This is a genomic window from Streptomyces sp. So13.3, from assembly GCF_005860785.2.
In the GTDB taxonomy this organism is placed as follows: domain Bacteria; phylum Actinomycetota; class Actinomycetes; order Streptomycetales; family Streptomycetaceae; genus Actinacidiphila; species Actinacidiphila fildesensis.
Window position 1 is genome coordinate 2,578,426 of the sequence record NZ_CP048835.1, and the last position, 19,732, is coordinate 2,598,157.

At 72.3% G+C, this 19,732-nt stretch carries 22 protein-coding genes; 5 read left to right on the forward strand and 17 right to left on the reverse strand.

Annotation, left to right across the window (positions count from 1 at the left end):
• Positions 1–73: 73 nt before the first annotated feature.
• Positions 74–694 (forward strand): TetR/AcrR family transcriptional regulator, encoded by a 621-nt coding sequence (locus C8250_RS11715; RefSeq protein ID WP_138354863.1) that lies wholly within the window; start codon positions 74–76, stop codon positions 692–694.
• 34 nt (positions 695–728) lie between these two features.
• Here the strand turns inward: C8250_RS11715 and C8250_RS11720 are convergent, their stop codons facing one another.
• Positions 729–947 (reverse strand): hypothetical protein, encoded by a 219-nt coding sequence (locus tag C8250_RS11720; RefSeq protein ID WP_164297049.1) that lies wholly within the window; start codon positions 945–947, stop codon positions 729–731.
• Positions 948–1,123: 176 nt separating this feature from the next.
• Positions 1,124–1,522 carry a hypothetical protein gene (locus tag C8250_RS11725; RefSeq protein ID WP_138354861.1) on the reverse strand — a complete coding sequence of 133 codons (399 nt, stop codon included), beginning with the start codon at positions 1,520–1,522 and terminating at the stop codon, positions 1,124–1,126.
• A gap of 55 nt (positions 1,523–1,577) precedes the next feature.
• Here C8250_RS11725 and C8250_RS11730 point away from each other — a divergent pair, with 55 nt between their 5' ends.
• Complete coding sequence (locus tag C8250_RS11730; protein WP_187144811.1) at positions 1,578–1,826, forward strand: hypothetical protein; 249 nt, start codon at positions 1,578–1,580, stop codon at positions 1,824–1,826.
• Here the strand turns inward: C8250_RS11730 and C8250_RS11735 are convergent.
• The 4 genes from C8250_RS11735 to C8250_RS11750 all read right to left on the reverse strand — a co-directional run bounded on the left by C8250_RS11735 (position 1,808) and on the right by C8250_RS11750 (position 5,642).
• Positions 1,808–2,338 (reverse strand): NUDIX hydrolase, encoded by a 531-nt coding sequence (locus C8250_RS11735; RefSeq protein WP_138354859.1) that lies wholly within the window; start codon positions 2,336–2,338, stop codon positions 1,808–1,810. The two genes, C8250_RS11730 and C8250_RS11735, sit on opposite strands and share 19 nt — an antisense overlap.
• A 52-nt stretch (positions 2,339–2,390) precedes the next feature.
• Entirely contained in the window at positions 2,391–3,728 is a 1,338-nt protein-coding gene (locus tag C8250_RS11740; RefSeq protein WP_138354858.1) for a transcriptional regulator, read from the reverse strand.
• Between the two features lie 386 nt (positions 3,729–4,114).
• The gene (locus C8250_RS11745) at positions 4,115–4,309 is read right to left on the reverse strand and encodes a YegP family protein (RefSeq protein WP_138354857.1); all 195 of its coding nucleotides are present in this window, start codon (positions 4,307–4,309) and stop codon (positions 4,115–4,117) included.
• Positions 4,310–4,421: 112 nt separating this feature from the next.
• The gene (locus C8250_RS11750) at positions 4,422–5,642 is read right to left on the reverse strand and encodes a PP2C family protein-serine/threonine phosphatase (protein ID WP_232485982.1); all 1,221 of its coding nucleotides are present in this window, start codon (positions 5,640–5,642) and stop codon (positions 4,422–4,424) included.
• 294 nt (positions 5,643–5,936) lie between these two features.
• Between C8250_RS11750 and C8250_RS11755 the strand changes: the two genes are divergently transcribed.
• Positions 5,937–6,299, forward strand: coding sequence for a nuclear transport factor 2 family protein (locus C8250_RS11755; RefSeq protein WP_138354856.1), 363 nt, complete (start codon positions 5,937–5,939; stop codon positions 6,297–6,299).
• A 102-nt stretch (positions 6,300–6,401) separates the two neighbouring features.
• Here the strand turns inward: C8250_RS11755 and pheT are convergent, their stop codons facing one another.
• The 7 genes from pheT to infC form a co-directional block, all read right to left on the reverse strand.
• The gene (gene pheT / locus C8250_RS11760) at positions 6,402–8,927 is read right to left on the reverse strand and encodes a phenylalanine--tRNA ligase subunit beta (protein WP_138354855.1); all 2,526 of its coding nucleotides are present in this window, start codon (positions 8,925–8,927) and stop codon (positions 6,402–6,404) included.
• Positions 8,927–10,063 (reverse strand): phenylalanine--tRNA ligase subunit alpha, encoded by a 1,137-nt coding sequence (gene pheS, locus C8250_RS11765; RefSeq protein WP_138354854.1) that lies wholly within the window; start codon positions 10,061–10,063, stop codon positions 8,927–8,929. Before pheS ends, pheT begins: the two co-directional genes overlap by 1 nt.
• Positions 10,064–10,186: 123 nt before the next feature.
• Entirely contained in the window at positions 10,187–11,281 is a 1,095-nt protein-coding gene (locus C8250_RS11770) for an ATP-binding protein (RefSeq protein WP_138354875.1), read from the reverse strand.
• A 77-nt stretch (positions 11,282–11,358) separates the two neighbouring features.
• Positions 11,359–12,222 (reverse strand): RNA methyltransferase, encoded by an 864-nt coding sequence (locus C8250_RS11775; protein WP_138354853.1) that lies wholly within the window; start codon positions 12,220–12,222, stop codon positions 11,359–11,361.
• A gap of 149 nt (positions 12,223–12,371) precedes the next feature.
• On the reverse strand, positions 12,372–12,755 hold the full coding sequence (gene rplT, locus C8250_RS11780) for a 50S ribosomal protein L20 (RefSeq protein WP_138354852.1): 384 nt from the start codon (positions 12,753–12,755) through the stop codon (positions 12,372–12,374).
• A gap of 111 nt (positions 12,756–12,866) precedes the next feature.
• Positions 12,867–13,061, reverse strand: a complete 195-nt coding sequence (rpmI, locus tag C8250_RS11785) for a 50S ribosomal protein L35 (RefSeq protein ID WP_138354851.1) — start codon at positions 13,059–13,061, stop codon at positions 12,867–12,869.
• 108 nt (positions 13,062–13,169) lie between these two features.
• A complete protein-coding gene (gene infC / locus C8250_RS11790; RefSeq protein ID WP_244809812.1) occupies positions 13,170–13,913 on the reverse strand; it encodes a translation initiation factor IF-3 in 744 nt (247 codons plus the stop codon).
• A 399-nt stretch (positions 13,914–14,312) separates the two neighbouring features.
• Here infC and C8250_RS11795 point away from each other — a divergent pair, with 399 nt between their 5' ends.
• A complete protein-coding gene (locus C8250_RS11795) occupies positions 14,313–14,666 on the forward strand; it encodes a DUF1844 domain-containing protein (protein ID WP_138354849.1) in 354 nt (117 codons plus the stop codon).
• Between the two features lie 31 nt (positions 14,667–14,697).
• Here the strand turns inward: C8250_RS11795 and C8250_RS11800 are convergent, their stop codons facing one another.
• Together C8250_RS11800 and C8250_RS11805 are read right to left on the reverse strand one after the other, a co-directional pair.
• Positions 14,698–15,471, reverse strand: a complete 774-nt coding sequence (locus C8250_RS11800; protein ID WP_138354848.1) for an MIP family channel protein — start codon at positions 15,469–15,471, stop codon at positions 14,698–14,700.
• A gap of 143 nt (positions 15,472–15,614) precedes the next feature.
• Positions 15,615–16,349, reverse strand: coding sequence for an SseB family protein (locus C8250_RS11805; protein WP_138354847.1), 735 nt, complete (start codon positions 16,347–16,349; stop codon positions 15,615–15,617).
• Positions 16,350–16,635: 286 nt separating this feature from the next.
• Here C8250_RS11805 and C8250_RS11810 point away from each other — a divergent pair, with 286 nt between their 5' ends.
• Positions 16,636–17,313, forward strand: a complete 678-nt coding sequence (locus tag C8250_RS11810) for a serine hydrolase (RefSeq protein ID WP_187145269.1) — start codon at positions 16,636–16,638, stop codon at positions 17,311–17,313.
• Between the two features lie 14 nt (positions 17,314–17,327).
• On the opposite strand, the gene mycP is transcribed toward C8250_RS11810, so the two are convergent.
• On the reverse strand, positions 17,328–18,548 hold the full coding sequence (mycP, locus tag C8250_RS11815; protein ID WP_138354874.1) for a type VII secretion-associated serine protease mycosin: 1,221 nt from the start codon (positions 18,546–18,548) through the stop codon (positions 17,328–17,330).
• The gene (locus C8250_RS11820) at positions 18,542–19,669 is read right to left on the reverse strand and encodes a hypothetical protein (protein ID WP_244809095.1); all 1,128 of its coding nucleotides are present in this window, start codon (positions 19,667–19,669) and stop codon (positions 18,542–18,544) included. Before C8250_RS11820 ends, mycP begins: the two co-directional genes overlap by 7 nt.
• Positions 19,670–19,732 lie beyond the last annotated feature (63 nt).

Below are 19,732 nucleotides of genomic sequence, written 5' to 3' on the forward strand. Positions count from 1 at the left end.
GTGGTCCGACGGTAGAGCATCCGTTGAATGGAACGCAACCGTTCCGTCGCCACGTCACGCTAGGCTCGGTGGCATGCCAACGGAGCCCCGAACCCCTCGTCGCGCCCCCGCGGGAGCCGCCGTGCTCCGGGAGGACGTGACGGACGCCATCCGCAGCGCCGTCTTCGACGAGCTGGCGGCGGTCGGCTACGGCCGGATGTCCATCGAGGGGATCGCCCGCCGGGCCGGCGTCGGCAAGGCCGCGGTCTACCGGCGCTGGCGTTCGAAACTGCCGCTGGTCCTCGACACGGTGTCCGCCGTGGCGGTCCAGGGCATGCCCGCACCGGACACCGGCTCGCTCCTCGGTGACGTCCGGTTACTGCTGGAGGTCACCGCGCGCGCCCTGCGGCATCCGGTCGCGTCGCAGATCATCCCGGATCTGCTCGCCGAGGCGGCGCGCAATCCGGAGATCGCCGCGGCCCTGCAGACGGCGCTGCGCGACACCCAGCGCGGTATCTCGGCGGCCGTCGTGCGCAAGGCGGTCGAGCGCGGCGAACTGGCGGCGGGAACCGACGCGGACCTGTCCCTTGACCTGATCGCGGGCCCGCTCTACTGGCGGCTCGCCGTGATCCGCTCCCCGCTGCCCAAGGGGTACCTCGACAGCCTCGCGGCGGCCACCGTGACCGCCCTGAAGGCGGCCGGGGCGGCGCGCTGACCGCGCCGCCCCGGCCCGCGGCCCGGCCGCCCGGTCAGTGCTCGGGCGACCGGATGGACACGATCTCGCCCTTCCAGAGCTGGAACCAGTGCCCTGCCGCGAGGAGCTCCTCGGAGGCGCTGTTGAGGGCCGCGACTCCGTCACGGGTGTGATGGCGGTCGGAGAGATAGACCTCGACCCGGCCGCGGCGTTCGCGGACGACCGCGCCGACATCGGGTTCGAGAGGGGCCAGGAGATAGACGATCCGGATCACGGTATTCCCCATCGATGGCACGCGCGGCCGGCCGAATCCAGGCACCGGATGCGCGTCACAGGGCAACGTACCGCCGGGTCCGCACCCCGACAACAGCTGTACCGGCCAACAACCGCAAGGGAATCCGACCCCGCGAGCGAGCCTCCGCGACCGCCCCGCAGCGCACCTTCCGGCGGCTACCGCTCCTCGGCCCGCGCCCGCTCCCACGCCTCGACCGTGGCGCGCAGCCGTCGGCGCTCCGCGGGCGGCATGGCCTCCGCGTAGGTGACGATGACGCGCATGTCGTCGTCGTAGCCCTGCACCTCGTCCGAGACCCAGCCGAGGAACTGCTCGGCGGCGGCCCGCTGCACGAGGGCGGCCGGCCGGCGCAGCGCGGCGGCGATGGCGCGCAGCTGGACGGGGCCGGGAGCGGTGGCGACCTGGCCGCGGGCGAGCTTGTGCAGATACGGCTTGGAGACGGTGGCCCCGGTCACCGGGTCGATGGCCCGGTCGGCGAGGTCCTGGTACGAGTCCCCGGCCGTCTGCGCCTCCTGGACCAACCGGGACAGCTGATCGTGGCGTTCACTGCCCACCATGCCCACCGTCCCAATTCGTAGACGAAACGTCTCTCAAGTGCTTCACTATTTTTACATGAGACCGGACCATCCCCATAGAGCACTCTCCCCCGTGATCCTCAGCCTCCCTCTCAGCACGCTCACCATCGTCGTCGGTGGACGCCGCGCGCTGGTGCCCGCGGTCGCCGTCGCCGCCCTCTCCCTCCTGCTGCTGATCGGCGCCGCCGCACCCGCCGTGTGGTCCCGCAGACCCGCACGGCGGGCGGCCGCACTCCACGTCCTGAACAGCCTGCTCGGCCGCGAACATCACCCCAGGCGCAGATGATGCAGCATCAGCAGCGCGGCGGCCATGTTCGACGCGGGGACCTCACCCCGCGCGACCATGTCCGGCACGGTCTTGAGCGGCACCCACTCCCGCCGGTCCGACTCGAAGTCGTCCTCCGGATGACCGACGTACTCCGCCTCCTCCGACCAGTAGACGAAGTGGCGTGCGTCGGTCAGGCCGTTGGAGGGTTCGACGGTCAGCAGGTGCTGCAGCCGCCCCGGTCGCCAGCCGGTCTCCTCCAGCATCTCCCTGGCCGCCGCCGTCTCGATGTCCTCGCCGTCCTCGACGACCCCGGCCGCGAGCTCCCAGCCCCAGCTGTCGGTGATGAACCGGTGCCGCCACAGCAGCAGCACCTCGTTCGCCTCGTTGACGGCGGTGGCCAGCGCGACCGGCCGCAGCCTGATCAGGTAGTGGTTGAGATGACGCCCGTCGGGGAGTTCGACATCTGCGAGATTGACGCGCATCCAGCGGTTTCTGTACACAGTTCGCTCACTAAGGTTCTTCCATTGCACGATTCCGCCACCTTCCTTTCGGATGGTGACAACATCGCAGCTCGCGTGAGCGTCACAACGGAACGCGGAGCAGCTCGTCGATGAGCCCTGCGGCCTGGACCGCCAGCACGCTGTCGTAGGCGGCCAGATGGCCGCGGACCGCCGCGAACCGGTCGCGCAGACGCTGCGATTCCATACCCCGCCCCTGCTCCACCATCCGGACCGCCAGCGTCGCGGCGTGATCGGCCTCGCCCCGGCGCAGCTCCACATGGGTCAGCACGGCCAGCCGGTGCACCCGTCCCCGGGCGTGCGACGGGGAACTCACCGCCTGGACGGCGTGTTCGAGGGCGGGCCGCAGCTCACCGAGGCTCAGGAACGCCTCCGCCAACTGCACGTCCACCAGCCCCGGTTGGACGTAGGCGGTCTCCGCGGGCTCGTCCTCGGTCCTGATCCGCTGCTCCGCGGTCTCGGCGAGCCGGCCGCAGCGGTGGGCGCTGGGCCGGTCGCCGAGCCGCCCGTACGCCTTGGCCTGCATCGCGTACAGATCCGCCGCCAGCGCGGGAGTGGCGTTGTGGCCCGCCGTGCGCAGCGCCGCCTCCGCGAACGCCACCGCCTGCCGGTAGTCCCGCAGATGGAGCGACTGGTAGACCAGCATGCCCACCACGCAGGCGCCCAGCCCCCGGTCCCCGGACGCCTTGGCCAGCCGCAGCGACTGGTGGAAGTAGCGCTGCGCGAGCCCGTGCGCGTCGGTGTCGTAGGCGCAGATCCCGGCGATCCCGACGAGCGCCCCGACCGCGCGGTGCAGCTGCCGGCCGAGGGGATCGGAGTAGCGGCCGCGCAGCAGCGGCGCGGCCTGGGCGTTGAGGAACCCGACGACGCGGTCCCGGGTCGCCACGCCGCCCGCTCCCCGGTACAGCTCCTCGTAGTGCGCGCGGGCGGCGTGCAGCATGGCCACGTCCGCGCCGGTCACCCGCTGCACCCCGGTCCGGGAGACGTCCATGTCCTCGGGCGGGTTCTCCCACTCCCACAGCGGCATGACCGCCTTGGGCCCGGTCAGTACGGGCGCGGTGCGCACATGGGGTCGCTGCTGTTCGTCGGCACGCCATAACGCCGTGGCGCGTTCCACGAAACCCGTCAGCGGGGTACCCGCCGTCTGGGCCACGGCTCCCCGGTCCATCCCGATGTCGGCGAGGGTCAGCGGGCGTTGCACCAGGCCGCCGAGCACCTCGCGGATCAGATCGGGCACCTCGCCGCGGGGCCGCTGGCCCTTGATCCAGCGGGTCACCGCGGTGCGGTCGTAGCGGAGCGGCATTCCCCGGGCCCGGCCGAGTGCGTTGATCCGGGCGGCCAGCCCCGCATGGGAGGCACCCGCCTCGTCGAGGACGGCGTCGAACAGCGTGTTGGGTTCCATCCGGTCCCCCTGGTTTCGCCCACTGCGCGCAGCGTAGTACCAGCCCGTTCACACGGGGTGTGAGCGGAGCACCCGCATATGCCGGTCGCACACGCTCCCCCGGGAGTTGGCGGCGGGATTGACTGTGCCCCGGGTCGCCGACTCCCCCTCGTGCATTGGCGGCGGCCCACCCCGCACCGCCCGCCCTGCGTTGCCAGGCACACCGCGGCAGGACGGGTGGTGCGGTCCGCGACGATCTCTGGGAGGCCGACCGTGACCGGTACATGCTTCCGCTGCGCGGCGAGCGGCGCCGGGACGACACGGGTCGGCACGCTGCGCCCGCGTGAGGGCGGCGACTATCCCGTCTGGGCCTGTGCCGAGTGCCTGCCCGCCGCGCCGGACCCCGACTACTGCTTCTTCGTGCCGGCGACTTCCTGCACCGCGGCGTCACCGGCGTTCCGCTTGACGGAGTCCACCCCGTTCATCGCGCCGGACGTGGACTCGTACGCCTCACCCACCGCGATGATCTCGCCGTTGCCCGCCTTGAGACGGAACCTCCACTTGTCGGCCTTGTCCTGGTAGACCTCGAACTCACCGGCCACTGCGAACACCTCGTTCCGTTGCGTCCCTGGCGTCCTTGCGAAGACGAGAGATATCCGCAAAGTACGACTTACCGGGACCACCCGCCACCGTAGCCCGCGGCCCTGGAGCGGCTCAGCGGCGCGGCGTTCCCGACAGTGCGGCGGAACGGTTCCGCAGCGGGACGCGGGCCACATCGCGGAGCAGGACGAGCAGGGCCATGTCGTCGGCCGGCCGGCCGCCGGTGTGCCGCAGGGCCGCGGCGCTCAGCGCGCGGGCGAAGGGCGCGGCGGCCAGTGCGCCGCCGATCCGCGCGGTGGCGGCCGCGGCCGCCACGGCTTCGGGGAGCGGGAAGAACGTCCCGGACGCGTTGCGGGCGTCCTGCAGCCCGTCGGTGTAGAGCACCAGGGCCTGGCCGGGCAGCAGCACGCCGCGATGGGCCGGCGCCGCCCGGTCGCCGTCGTCCAACAGGCCCAGCGGGGGCAGCGGTTCCCCCACCGCGAGCGGCCGCGGGCGCTCGCCGGTCGCGTACGGCCCGGTCACAAAGGGCTGCGGATGACCGCAGTTGACCGTCTCCAGCTTCCCGTCGTCGCCCAACTGCACCAACAGCAGGGTGACGAACTCCTCGGCGACCGGGTTCTGCGACTCGGTGTCCGCCACCGCCGGGTGCTCCGCGCACGAACGCTGCCGCAGATGGCGGTGGAGCGAGCGGTCCAGCCGGGACAGCACCCCGGTCAGCTCGGGCTCGTCGTGCGCGGCCTCCCGGAAGCTGCCGAGCAGCGCGGCGACCGAGTCGATCGCGGCCAGCCCATGGCCCCGGACATCACCGAGCACCGCGCGCAGCCCGTACGGCGTGGCCAGCACCTCGTACAGGTCGCCGCCGACCCGCGCGCCCAGGCTCGCGGAGAGGTACTCGCCCGCCACCGCATAGCCGTTCACCCGCGGCGGCAGCGGCCGCAGCAGCACCCGCTGGGCGGCGACGGCGATCTCCCGGGTGCGCTCCAGCTCCGCCGCCAGCACCGCCCGGCGGCCGGCCATCCAGAAACACAGCGCCACCACGGCGAGCACCGCCACCCCGGTGCCGAGCCGCTCCTGCACCTCACGGACGCCCTGGCCCACCAGCCCCGCCACCAGCGCCACGAGCGCGATGACACCGCTGACCAGTACACACTGCCGCTGACCGCTGCCCACGCACGCGATGGCGGGCGCCACGGCGAGCGCCGGCAGCGGGCTCACCCCGTCGGGCGCCACCACCGCGACCACCAGCACCAGCGCGATCCAGACACCGGGCAGCACGTACATCAGCACGGCCGGGGTGCCGTACGGCACCCCGAGAACTGCTCTGATACGGATCATCCCGCCGGCTCCCCCTCGCAGCCGTTTGGCGCGGTCGGCGACGGAACCGCCCCCACAGGGATCGGGCCCCCGCGTCGCGACCGATTCTGTCGATCCGTGCACCTCCCACGACACCCAGCCCTGCAGAATCACCCGATCGAGCGAAGAAACCTCCGCACGAGGACAAGCGCTTACCCATAACCGATACTTCTGCCGCTCATACGATCCATCTCTTCGACTTCTGCTCGATGGCGTCGCACCATGGGAGAGGAGAAACCAATCGACCAGTGACCCACGCGAAGAGAGCGAGCGACCATGACCACCACACGCGAAGCCGCCGCACAACCGGAGGACCTGGCCCGGCTGTTCGTGGAGCGGGCGAACGCGGGCGACGCCGAGGGAGTCGCCGCGCTCTACGAGCCGGACGCCGTGCTGGGGTTCCCGCTCGGCAGCGAGACCGTCGGCCGGGAGGCGATCCGCGGCGTCATCGAGCAACTGCTGCGGCAGGCACCGCGCTTCACGCTGGAGGAGTCGCTGCCCACCCTGGTCAACGGCGATCTGGCGCTGACCGCCACCCGGTCCGCCGACGGGACCGGCGGCCGCGCCCAGGTGGCGCGCCGCCAGCCGGACGGCAGCTGGCTGCGCATCCTGGACCGGCCCGAATCCCGTGAGCGATAACCGTACGACCGTGCCCCCCGCCGGGCCCGGACCGACGAATGGGGCGCACCCGGAGATCCGGGTGCGCCCCATCGGCGTTCGGTCAGGCCCGAAGGGCCACTGTCACGCGCCGCGCAGCACCGCGCCGGTGGCCGCGGTGGCCGCGGCGACGGCGGCGTCGCGGGCGGTGGTCGTCTCCTCGGCCGTCAGCGTGCGGTCGGCGGCCCGGAAGCGCAGGGCGTAGGCCAGGGACTTCTTGCCCTCGCCGACCTGCTCGCCGGTGTAGATGTCGAACAGCCGCAGCGATTCCAGCAGTTCACCGGCACCGGTGCGCAGTGCGGCCTCCACCTCGGCGGCCGGTACGGACGCGTCGGTGATCAGGGCGACATCCTGGGTGGCCACCGGGAAGGTGGACACCCGGGGTGCCGGCACCGGGCCGGAGGACGCCCGCTCCACGCGGTCCAGGTCGAGCTCCATCGCGGAGGTCTGGTCCGGCAGGTGCAGCGCCTTGACGACCCGCGGGTGCAGTTCACCGGCATGGCCGACGAGGAGCTCCTCACCGTCCACGACGGCGAGCAGCGCCGCGCAGCGGCCCGGGTGGAACGGGGCGTGCTGGTCCTGGCGGACGATCAGCTCGACCCCGGCCTCGCGGGCGACGGTGCGGCCGGCCTCGATGGCGTCCGCCCAGCTCGCGGCGGTGCCCTTGCCCCACCAGCCGGCCTGCTCGCGCGCGCCGGACAGGGCGACGGCGACCCGGCGCGGCTGCTCGGGCAGCGCGGCGTTCAGGGCCGCGATCTCCTCGTCGGTGGGCCGGCGGTCGACCGGCAGCCGCGGCGGCGCCGGCTCGGCGCCGGTGGGCCGGAAGACCAGACCGGTCTCGAACAGGGCCAGGTCGTGCGAGCCCCGTCCGATGTTGCGGCGCAGCGTGGCCAGCAGCCCCGGCAGCAGCGTCGTGCGCATCGCCGGTTCCTCGTCGGAGAGCGGGTTGACGAGCTTGACGGTGCGGCGGCGCGGGTCGTCCGCCTCCAGGCCGAGCTGGTCGAAGGCGGCCTCGCCGAGGAACGGCGTGTTCTGCACCTCGACGTAGCCGGCTCCGGCCAGCGCCCGGCCGGTCCGGCGGCGCAGCTGCTGCGATCCGGTCAGACCGCGGCCGGACGGCAGCTTGGGCAGCGTCGACGGCAGGTTCTCGTACCCCTCGAGCCGGATGACCTCTTCCGCGAGGTCGTTCGGGTCGGTGAGGTCCGGGCGCCAGCTGGGCACGGTGACGACGAGCTCGTCGGAGCCGTAGACGTCACAGCCGACCTGCTGCAGCCGGCGCACCACGGTCTCGCGGCCGTACTCGGTGCCCGCGACGCGGTCCGGGTGGTCGGCCGGGATGGAGATGGTGCGCGGCGCGGACGGGGAGATGATCTCCGTGACGCCGGCCTCCGCGGTGCCGCCCGCGAGCAGCACCAGCAGGTCGGCGGTGCGCTGTGCGGCGGCCGAGGTGGTCTGCGGGTCGGTGCCGCGCTCGAAGCGCTTGGACGCCTCGGAGGACAGCTTGTGCCGGCGGGCGGTGCGGGAGATGGCGACCGGCTCGAAGTGCGCGGCCTCGATGACGACGTCGGTGGTGCCGCGCACCTCGCCCGTCGTCTCGTCGCGGACCGCGTCCGCGATCTCGGTGTTGGCCCCGCCCATGACACCGGCCAGGCCGATCACACCGCTGTTGTCGGTGATCACCAGGTCCTCGGCGTCCAGCACCCGCTGGGCGCCGTCGAGCGTGGTGAGCTTCTCGCCGGGCTGTGCGCGGCGGACGCCGATCGGTCCGTCGACCCGGGTCCTGTCGTAGGCGTGCAGCGGCTGGCCGAGCTCGAGCATCACGTAGTTGGTGACGTCCACGGCCAGGCTGATCGGCCGCATGCCGGCTTTCTGCAGCCTGCGCTGCAGCCAGATCGGGGAGCGGGCCTCGGGGTCCAGGCCGACCACGGTGCGGGCGGTGAAGCGGTCGCAGCCGAACGGGTCGCCGACCTGGACCGGGTAGCCGAACGCGTTCGGCGGCGGCACGTCGAGGAGCGCGGGGTCGCTGAGCGAGATCCCGTAGGCGATGGCGGTCTCGCGGGCGACACCGCGCATCGACAGGCAGTAGCCCCGGTCCGGGGTGACGGCGATGTCGAGCACCTCGTCGACGAGCTCCAGCAGCGCGATCGCGTCGGTGCCGGCCTCGTGCTCCGGCGGGAGCACGATGATGCCGTCGTGGTCGTCGCCCATGCCCAGCTCGGCGGCCGAGCAGATCATGCCGTGCGAGGTCCTGCCGTACGTCTTGCGTGCGGCGATCTTGAAGTCGCCGGGCAGCGTCGCGCCGGGCAGTACGACGACGACCTTGTCGCCGACGGCGAAGTTCCGGGCGCCGCAGACGATCTCCTGCGGCTCACCGGTGCCGTTGGCGGTGCCGACGTCGACCGTGCAGAAGCGGATCAGCTTCTTGAAGCCCTCCAGCTCCTCGATGGTGAGGACCTTGCCGACCACCAGCGGGCCGGTGAGGCCGGCGCCGAGCTGCTCGACGGTCTCGACCTCGAGGCCGGAGGAAATGAGCTTGGCCTGGACGTCACGGCCGGTTTCGCCGGCGGGCAGGTCGACGTACTCCCGCAGCCAAGAAAGCGGGATCCGCATCAGATCTCCATCCCGAACGGAAGGGTGAAACGCACGTCACCCTCGATGATGTCTCGCATGTCCGCGATGTTGTGACGGAACATCAGCAACCGCTCGATGCCGAAACCGAACGCGAAACCGCTGTACTTCCGGGGGTCGACGCCGCACGCGGTGAGCACCCGCGGGTTGACCATGCCGCAGCCGCCCAGCTCGATCCAGCCCTCGGAGGAGCAGGTCCGGCAGGGGCGGTCCGGGTTGACGGCCGACTCGCCGCGGCACGCGAAGCACTGCATGTCCATCTCGGCGGACGGCTCGGTGAACGGGAAGTACGCGGGCCGCAGCCGGGTGGTGAGGTCACTGCCGAACAGCGCACGGACCATGTGGTCCAGCGTGCCCTTGAGGTCGGCCATGGTCAGGCCCTCGTCGATGGCGAGCAGCTCGACCTGGGCGAAGACCGGGGTGTGCGTGGCGTCCAGCTCGTCGGTCCGGTAGACCCGGCCGGGGCAGATCACGTAGACCGGCGGCTCGCGGTCGATCATCGAACGGATCTGCACCGGGGAGGTGTGCGTGCGCAGCACCACACCCGACTCCGCGGAGTCCCCGTCGGAGCCGCCGGCCAGCGGCTGGACGAAGAAGGTGTCCTGCATCTCGCGGGCCGGGTGGTCCGGCGGGAAGTTCAGGGCGTCGAAGTTGAACCACTCGGCCTCGATCTCGGGGCCTTCGGCGACCTCGTAGCCCATGGCCACGAAGATGTCCTCGATGCGGTCCGAGAGCGTGGTGAGCGGGTGCCGGGCACCGGCCGGGACCCGGTCGTAGGGCAGCGTGACGTCCACTGCCTCCTCGACCAGCACCCGGGCGTCGCGCTCGGCCTCCAGCTCGGCCTGGCGGGCGGCCAGCGCCTTGTTCACCCCGCCGCGGGCCTGGCCGACGCGCTTGCCGGCCTCCGCCTTCGCGTGCGGCGGCAGCGCGCCGATCTCACGGTTCGCGAGGGCGAGCGGCGACCGGTCACCGGTGTGTGCCACCTTGACCTCGCGCAGCTCGTCGAGGCCGGCGGCCGCGGCGATGGCGGCGAGCGCCTCGTCCCGCATGCGCTCGATCTCTTCGGGTTTCAGTGCCTCGACCTCGACAGGGTCGTACGACTTGTTCGGTGCCGACATCTCTTCCCGTTCCGAATTGGGTGCTGTGAGCGGCCTGCCCGACCGGACACATGCCAAGGGTCGAGTCTACTGGGGCCGCGCTGATTGGCCGGTCACGCCCATCGGACCGAGCAGGGCCATGGCTCAGGCCATGAACGCCGGCGCCCCGACGGGCAGAATAAACCGGAACTGGGCGCCGCCGCCGGGAGCCCGGCCGACCGCGATCGTCCCGCCGTGCGCCTCGACGATGCCCTTGACGATGTACAGGCCCAGGCCGGTGCCGCCGCGCTTGCTCCCCCGCCAGAAGCGGGTGAAGACGCGGCTCATCGACTCCTCGGGGATGCCGGGGCCCTCGTCGCTCACCGTCAGTGCCGTACCTTCCGCGCGGTCCTTGTCGGGGGCGCCCAGAACGGCGGGTGCCACCTCGATGGTGACCTGTCCCTCGCCGTGCCGCACCGCATTTTCCAGCAGGTTGCCGAGGATCTGGTCGATCTTGTCGGGATCGGCCCACAGGGCGGGCAGCGGCTGGGTGACGTCGACCCGGAAGCGCTCCCTGGACTGCCCGGCGGCCACATGCGAGTCCACATGCCGCTGGACCATCGCGGCGATGTCGACCGGCTGGCGGCGCACCTCCAGGCGGCCGGAGTCGATCCGGGAGATGTCGAGCAGCTCGGCGATCAGCCGGGTGACGCGGTTGGCGTCCTGGTCGACGGTCTCCAGCATCAGTTTCTTCTGGTCGTCGGTGAACCGCTCCCACTTGGCCAGCAGCGTCGCGGTGAAGCCCTTGACCGAGGTGAGGGGCGAGCGCAGCTCGTGCGCGACGGTGGCGATCAGCTCCGCGTGACTGCGCTCGGTACGGCGCCGCGCCTCGGTGCCGCGCAGGGCGACGACGAGCCGGCGGACCGGACCGGTCGGGTGGGTGCGCACATAGCGCGCGGAGACCAGCACCTCACGGCCGCCGGGCAGCAGCAGATTCCGTTCCGGCTGGCCCACCCTGATCGCGAGCCCCTGGTACGGGTCGGTCAGCGACCACCAGCGGCGGCCTTCGAGGTCCTCCAGCGGCAGCGCCCGCTCGATCGGCGCGCCCAGCACATCGGCCGGGTGCAGCGCGGTGATCCGGGCGGCGGCGGAGTTGAAGCAGATGACCCGGCCGTCCTCGTCCGCGACGACGAGTCCGTCGGGAAGGTCGTCCGGTGTGAGTCCGTACTCGCCCAGGCCCGCCGCCCAGCCGGCGAGCATGGCAGGCGTGGTGCTCTCGGTAGCCGCGACGTCCATCTCCGCACCCCCCTTCTCAGGGCCCCCGGGCCGCAACCCTACTAGCTGGATGTGACGGAGCGGCACCCTCCGGGCGCACGCTGCGCCCGGGCGGAGGCATAGAGGCACACCGCGGCGGCCGTCGCGAGGTTGAGACTTTCGGCCTTGCCGTGGATCGGGACGCGCACCACCTCGTCCGCGAGTGCGCGGGTCTCCTCCGGCAGTCCCCAGGCCTCGTTGCCGAAGATCCAGCCGGTGGGGCCGCCCATGGTGCCCTCGTCGAGTTCGGCGTCCAGGTCCCGTACACCGGCGCCGTCGGCGGCGACCAGCCGCACTCCGGCCGCGCGCAGACCGGCGACGGCCTTCTCGACGGGCACTCCGACGGCGACGGGCAGATGGAAGAGACTGCCGACCGAGGCACGCACGCACTTGGGGTTGTACAGGTCGACGGAGGCGTCGGTGAGGATCACCGCGTCGGCCCCGGCCGCGTCCGCGCAGCGCAGCACGGTACCGGCGTTGCCGGGGTCCCGGACGTGCGCGAGGACCGCGACGAGCTTCGGGGCGGACGCCAGGATCTCCTCGAACGGGGAATCCAGGAAGCGGCAGATGCCGACGATGCCCTGCGGGGTGACGGTGTCGGAGATCTCGGCGACGACGTCGTCGGCCGCGGTGAGCACCGGGGCGCCGATCGCGCGGGCGGCCGCGACGATGTCGGCATGCCGCTCGGCGGCCTCGAGGGTCGCGTACAGCTCGATGAGCGTCCGCCCGGCGGCGCCGCCGGGGTGGCTGATGGCCTCCCTGACCGCCTGCGGGCCCTCGGCGATGAACCGTCGCTCCTTGCCGCGGAAGCTGCGCTTGGCCAGGCGGTGGGCCGCGGTGACACGCGGGGATCGCAAGGAGGTCAGCTCGGGCTCGGGGCTCGCCATGGGGAGTGCTCGCTTCTGGGGTGGATCCGGGAGGTGACGTAGTCCCTGGGCGCCGGGACAGCACACGGACCCGCAGGCTCAGCCTGCGGGTCCGGGGACTGCGTGGGGGTCACTCGGGGCGACCCCGGCAGCACCCCGTCGCGTCGTTCTCAGGCGGCCTTGGGCGCGTTGACGTCCGTGGGCAGCGCCTTCTTGGCGACCTCGACCAGCGCGGCGAAGGCGTTGGGGTCGTTGACGGCCAGCTCGGCGAGGATCTTGCGGTCCACCTCGATGTTGGCGGCGTTCAGACCCTGGATGAGGCGGTTGTACGTCATGTCGTTCTGGCGGGCAGCGGCGTTGATGCGCTGGATCCACAGACGACGGAAGTCGCCCTTGCGCTTCTTGCGGTCGTTGAAGTTGTAGACCAGGGAGTGGGTGACCTGCTCCTTGGCCTTGCGGTACAGGCGCGAACGCTGACCGCGGTAACCCTTCGCCGCTTCGAGGATTGCCCTGCGCTTCTTGTGGGCGTTTACAGCCCTCTTGACGCGTGCCACTTGATAACTCCTTGTAGGGGACCGCGGGGGGACTCACGCGGCCCGAAAGCGATGGGATCCCGGTTGGACGTCGCGCCCCTCGTTGTCCTCACGGACGATGGGGCGCGGCCGTCACAGGCCGAGAAGCTTCTTGATCTTCTTGGTGTCGGCCTTGGCGAGCTGGACCGTGCCGGCGAGGCGGCGCGTCTTGCTCGACGGCTTGTGCTCGAGCAGGTGACGACGGCCGGCGCGCTCACGCATGATCTTGCCGCTGCCGGTGACCTTGAAGCGCTTGCTGGCACCGCTGTGCGTCTTGTTCTTCGGCATGTCGCCGTAGTCTCCTCGTCGCTGGCCCTCCCGTCCGCAACAGGTGCGGACGGAGAGCGTCAGTACTGTCTTCCATCCCGGAACGGTGCCCCGGGGCCTTACGCGGTCTCAGTTGTCCTCGACCGGCTTGTCGGCAGGCTTCTCGGCCGATTCCTCGGCCGCCTCGACGACCGGCGCCTCGGCGGACTCCTCGGAACCCTCGGAGTTCTCGACGGTGCCGTCGAAGGACTCGTCGTGCTCTTCCGACTCGTCGTCGGAGCCGTAACCCTGACGCTCGGCCTTGCGAACAGCCGCTGCCTCGCGGGCTTCGGCCATCGCTTCGGTCTTCTTCTTGTGAGGACCGAGAACCATGATCATGTTTCGGCCGTCCTGCTTCGGATTCGACTCGATGAAGCCGAGTTCCTCCACGTCGGACGCCAGTCGCTGCAGCAGCCGGAAGCCCAGCTCGGGGCGGGACTGCTCGCGACCACGGAACATGATCGTGATCTTGACCTTGTCGCCCTGCTTCAGGAAGCGGACGACGTGGCCCTTCTTGGTGTCGTAGTCGTGCGGGTCGATCTTCGGCCGGAGTTTCATCTCCTTGATGACCGTGTGCGCCTGGTTCTTGCGCGCCTCACGGGCCTTCATGGCCGATTCGTACTTGAACTTCCCGTAGTCCATGAGCTTGCACACGGGCGGACGTGCGGTCGCTGCGACCTCGACCAGGTCGAGGTCGTATTCCTGCGCAAGCTCCAGGGCCTTGGCAAGCGGCACGATGCCGACCTGCTCACCACTGGGACCGACGAGTCGCACCTCGGGGACGCGAATGCGGTCGTTGATGCGAGGCTCGACGATGCGGGGCTCGGCGCTGATGGGGCCTCCTCGGTTGCACCACGCGGCCGCCTGGCGGACAGCCACGTAACGTCTGTGTCGTCCGACCCCTGCACGAGGAACGCAAAAAACGCCCCATACAGGTCACAGGCAGGGCTCCTCAAAACCGGGAGCACCGCCACGGAACACCGCGGGGCGCATCGGGCAGCACGTGCCTCACTTCGGTGTCCGGAAGAACCATCCACCGAAGAACGCTGCCTGACCGGACCCGCCAACCTCTCGGTCGGTCGGGTGGGAGATCGGAGCCTCCACTTGTGGGCCGGGCACAGGTGTGTCCGGCCGGTCGATTTGCAAGCATACCAGTGACCTGGGGAAGCCCGTAATCGGCGGGATCGTACCCGTCGACATCCGGCTGTGTCGCGGTCGCCTATCGTGAGGCCCATGAGTGACGAGAACCAGAACCCCGACTTCGACGCGATGACCCGCGACATCGCGGACGTCCCCGCCGTCGAGGTCATCACGACGGTGGCGGTCCACCTGATGAGCGCGGCGGCCGTCAACCTGGGCCTCGCCGAGGAGGGCCCGGAGCACAAGGACCTGGACGAGGCCCGGAAGCTGATCACCGCGCTGGCCGGCCTGGTCACCGCCGGCGCGCCGGAGATCAGCACCTACCACGCCGCCCCGCTCAAGGACGGTCTGAAGTCGCTGCAGCTGGCCTTCCGCGAGGCTTCCCTGGTGCCGGACGAGCCCGGCCACGGGCCCGGCGAGAAGCTCACGGGTCCCGTCTACAGCTGAACCGAAGCCGGGCGCGCCGCCCCGGGTCGCGTCAGGCAGGCTCCGGCCGTTCCGTCCCGGCGTCCCCGGCGGCATCGTCGACCTGGTCGGCGAGGTCGTCCACCCGGAGGCCGCCGTGCCGCGCGGCCGTCGGCGGGTGGGTCACATGGTGCACCAGAGCCGCCAGCGCGCCGCCGATCAGCGGCGCCACGATGAACAGCCACAGCTGCGACAGCGCGGCCCCGCCCGCGAACAGGGCGGGGCCGAGGCTGCGCGCCGGGTTCACCGAGGTCCCGGTCAGCGGGATGCCGACCAGGTGGATCGCGGCCAGCACCAGGCCGATCGGCAGGCCGTCGAAGCCGAACACCGCCACCTTGTGCGTGACCGAGAGCACTACGAACACCAGCAGGAACGTCAGCACCACCTCGACGACGAACGCGCCGCCGATGTTGATGCCGACCGCGGACCGGCTGCCGTAGCCGTTGGTGCCGAACGCCCCGCTGGTCTTCAGCCCCGGCACCTGCTTGGCCACCAGGAAGAGCAGCGCGGCGCCCGCGATGCCGCCCAGCAGCTGGGCGATCCAGTACTCGACGGCCGTCCTGACGCTGACGCGCCCGGCGACCAGCATGCCGAGGGTGACGGCCGGGTTCACATGGCAGCCGGAGATCGGGCCGAGCGCGTAGGCCAGCGCCAGCAGCGTGAAGCCGAAGGCGAGGGCGATGCCGAGGGTGCCGATGTACTCGCCCGCCAGCACCGCGGATCCGACGGCGAAGAAGACCAGCAGCAGCGTTCCCAGGAATTCACAGGTCACTGTCCGCTTGTCCATGGGGCCTCCTGGCGTCGATTACTGCCCGTATGCGTGCGCTGTCGGTCTGCTCTCGCATTCTCGGCCCCAGGACCACATCGCACACTTCGGCAGACAGTGGGGGCCTACCGGATGTCACCCGGCCGTCGGCCTGACCGGTCCGCTCAACGCGTGAAGAGCGGCTCGCCCGACACCTCGGCATCCGGCCCCAGCAGCGCGAGGTCGAGCCCGCGGACCAGCCGGGACCGCAACACCTCGTCGGCCGACAGGGCGGTAGCGATCCGCCGGGCCACCTCGGCCACGGCCGCGTCCGGGGCGAGGACCAGGCCGAGGGTGCCGTCCGAGGTGCCCGCCGGGGAGAGATACGCGCGCAGCACACCCGGTTCGGCGGCGACGGCCGCGCGCAGCGCGCCGAGCACCTCCGGATCACCGAGCGGATCCACGTGCTCGCGCCCCAGGGCGACGGCGCGCAGCGCCGGGCCGGTGAGGGCGTACGGGGCCGGGCCCGCCATGTCGATCAGCAGGGTGTCGGCCTTCTCGTGCGCGAGGGCCTGGAGCGCCTGGTGCAGCGGGACCGCGACCGGCCGGGCGTCGGGGCGCCAGCGGGCGAGGGATTCCACCGAGGTGAAGGCGGGCAGCGCCCGCCGTCCGTCGGCGGCCTGGATCGTGGGCACCGCCATGTCGCTGGTCTTCTCACGGCGCAGGCCGTCAGGGCCGGTCTCCACCTCGCCCAGTACGGCCACCACGGGGACCAGCAGACGGGCGCCGGGCAGCGCGGCGAGTACACCGGGCTCGGCCCGGCTGTCGTCGGCGTAGGCGGCGAGTGCGGTGGCCAGCGCCGCGTCGGCCGAACCGTCGTCGTCGGCGAAGCCCGGGTCGGGGATATTCTTGAGTGACACGCTGGGCAGCGTATCGGGACCCGGTCGGCAGCCGTCGACGGGCTCGTACGGCCCGCTTTCTCACGGTTTGTTCATCCGTGTCTCAGCGTGCCCGCAGGTTCGATTCCAATGCTGGTGGGAATGCGACCTCACAACCGGCACCGGACCCGTCATACCGGCCGCACGTGTGCCTGGGCCGGCCGCCTCCTCCGACGCGGCGCAGCCGGCCGGGGAGGGTGGGGAGAGCGTGCAGACCGGGGCATCCGCGGCGGACCGCGACCAGGAGCTGAGCGACGCGCTCGGCACCATGGCCGACGCGACCGACGCCGACTTCTCCGTCGCCGTGCTGGACACCGCGTCCGGCGCGCAGGCGGTGTACGGGGACGGGACGTACGACACGGCGAGCATCGTCAAGGTCGACATCCTCGCGGCGCTGCTGCTGACGGCGCAGGACGCCGGGCGCGGTCTCACCGCCGGGGAGAAGGCGAACGCCACCGTCATGATCGAGCAGAGCGACAACGACGCGGCGACCGCGCTCTGGCACTCCGTCGGCCGCGCGGACGGTCTCGCCGAGGCCAACGAACGCCTCGGGCTGACCGGGACCGAGGGCGGCGACGGCGACCTGTGGGGGCTCACCAGGACCACGGCGGCCGACCAACTGCGGCTGCTGCAGGCCGTGTTCGGTGACGACTCACCGCTGGAGGCCGCCTCGCGAACGTATCTGCAGGGGCTGATGGGGCGGATATCCGACGGCCAGGACTGGGGCGTCACGGCCGCGGCGGTGCCGGCCTCCGACACCGCGCTCAAGAACGGCTGGCTGCAGCGCAGCACGACCGGGCTGTGGGACATCAACAGCATCGGCCAGGTCGCCACGGACCGGAGCACCTATCTCGTCGCGGTCCTGAGCAGTGGGAACACCACTCAGGCCGCGGGGATCGCGCTGGCCGAGGACGTCGCGCAGGCGGCGGTCGGGGCGTTCGAGTAGGGATCGTCAGGTGTTCAGGTAGGGATTCCGTGCGTCGCCCGGCGTCGTGACCGGCCGAGGCGGGGGCGGAACCAGAGCAGCGCCGCCGCGCCGACCAGGACCCCGCCCAGCAGTGCGCAGGTGACCGCCACCCCGTCGCCGAGTCCGCCGCCGTCCGCGGCCGGCGAGAGCGTGATCGTCGGGCCGGCGCCGAAGTACCGCCGCGCCGAGGGTGCCGGGGTCGGCGCCTCGCCCCGGGGTTCGAGCTTCGCCGCCGCCTTGAGCGCCGCGGCCGGGTCCATCAGACCGGTGCCGACCGCGTCGCTGCGGCCGCCGGCCGGCCGCTCACGGGTGGTGCTCTCCAGGAGCTGCTTGATCTGCGCGGGGCCCAGCTTCGGGTAGGCGGAGCGGATCAGGGCCACCGCGCCGGAGACGTACGCCGAGGCGGGGCTGGTCCCCCACCCCTCGTAGTACTTGCGGTTGGGGTCGGCCAGGATGACGTCGACACCGGGCGCCGAGACGGAGGCGTACCAGCGCCGGGTGGAGAACGAGGCGTGCGCGCCGACCCGGTCCACGGCCGCGACCGCGATCACCCCCGGGTAGGCGGCCGGGTACGAGGCGCGGTCCGCCTGCTCACCGCCGTTGCCCGCCGACGCGACGACGACCACGCCCTTGCCGAGGGCGTACTGGATCGCGTTGTCGTAGTCCGCGGTGGGCGCGGCGGTCGCGCTGTCGTCGCCGAGCGACAGGTTGATGACGCCGGCTCCGTGGTCGGTGGCCCAGCGGATCCCGTCCGGAACGGCCTTTCCCCTGCTCGCGCGGGCTTCGTCGCGCCGGGGGTCCTTCTCCTCCAGGATCACCCGGACCGGCAGGATCTTGGCCCGTGGCGCGATGCCGAGGACGCCCTGCGAGTACCCCGGGCCGTGGCCGTGGCCGGCGATGATGGCGGCCATGCCGGTGCCGTGCTTGGCCCACGTGCTGTCGCCCGGACCGGATCCGAAGCCGATGAGGTCGTTGCCGGGCAGTACCTGTCCCGCCAGGTCGGGGTGGGTGCCGTCGACACCGGTGTCCAGTACGGCGACGGTGACGCCGGCGCCCTGGGTCGTGCGCCAGGCGTCGTGCGCGTGCAGGGCGTCCAGCGTCCATTCTGCGTCGCGGACCGAGTCGGCGCGGGCGGACGCGGCCGGCAGCACGGCGAGCAGGGCTCCCAGCAGAGCGGCGGCGGTACGCCCGAGGGCGGCTGATCTTCTCACGATGCTCCCTGGGAGGACGCGGGGTCGGTCGTGACGGCCTTGCGCAGCCGGGCGTCGAGGTCGGCGGCGAGGACGAGGACGTCGGTGCCGAGGCCGGCCTGCGCCGGGGCGGAGGTGGCGCCCGGCGCGGTGGCCGCGGCGGCCGGTTGTGGTTCGGGCACCGGACGGCCGTCCGCGAAGCCGCTCACCGCGTAGACCACGACGGGGAGGGTGGCGGAGACGCTCACCGTCCAGCTGGCCCGCTGCGCGTCGCTGAAGGAGGCCGCCGCGGTGCCGGGGAACGCGACCGGATGAGGCATCAGATCCAGCCGGGAGCCGAGGTGTTCGCTGTTCCAGCGGTGGTTCAGCGCGCTCATGCCGGCAGCGTCGCCGCCGGTGACGAGCAGGCCCACGGTGGTGACGCGGCTGGACGTGGCGTCGACGTAGGTGGCGCGCAGCACCTGCACGCAGCCCACCGGGGCCAGCACCTTCGCCAGCAGCGGGTCGAAGGCGCCCGCGCAGCCGGCGGCCGGGGCGACCCCGATCCGCGTGTAGGTGCGGTCGGCGCCACCGGGTCCCGCGCCCGGCCGGCTGACGACGGGCGGCAGGAGCGTGTCGACCGGCACGCTGTGCCACAGGTCGCCGGCGCGGGCGTAGGCGCCTTGGGTGGTCCCGACCGCCGCCGGGTCGTGGTTGATCAGGGCGCCGGTGGCGGCGCCCGTGAACAGGCCGAGGCCCAGGACGAGGCAGAGCGCCGACGCGGTCCGGCCGGCGGCCGTACGGGGACGGCGGGCGGGCGGCGCGGGCACCGCGAACGGCTCGGGTACGGCGGGTGGTTCGGGTTCCGAGCGCGTCCATGCCTGTTGCTGCGGTGCCTGCTGCGGCGGAGTGCCGGGGCGCGGTGGTTCCGGGTGCCGCGCCAGGAACGGTGACGCGGCGGCCGGTGGTGCGGCGGGCGGCCGCGGCACGGTCGGCGGTGCGGGCGTCCACTCCGCCGGCCGCTCCTGGGGGCTGCGCGCGGCGATCGGCTCACGGGCCGCCGGGCGGTGCACGGGCCGCGGCGGGGTTGTCGGGTAGAGCGCGGGGAAGGCGGGCGGCTGCGGAGGGGACGGCTGCCCCGCTCCGTTCTCGACCCCGGTGCTCACCCGTGCCCCCTCGCAATGTGCCTACGTGGTCCGGACCGTGTCTGCCGAATCTCCCCCAGCTAC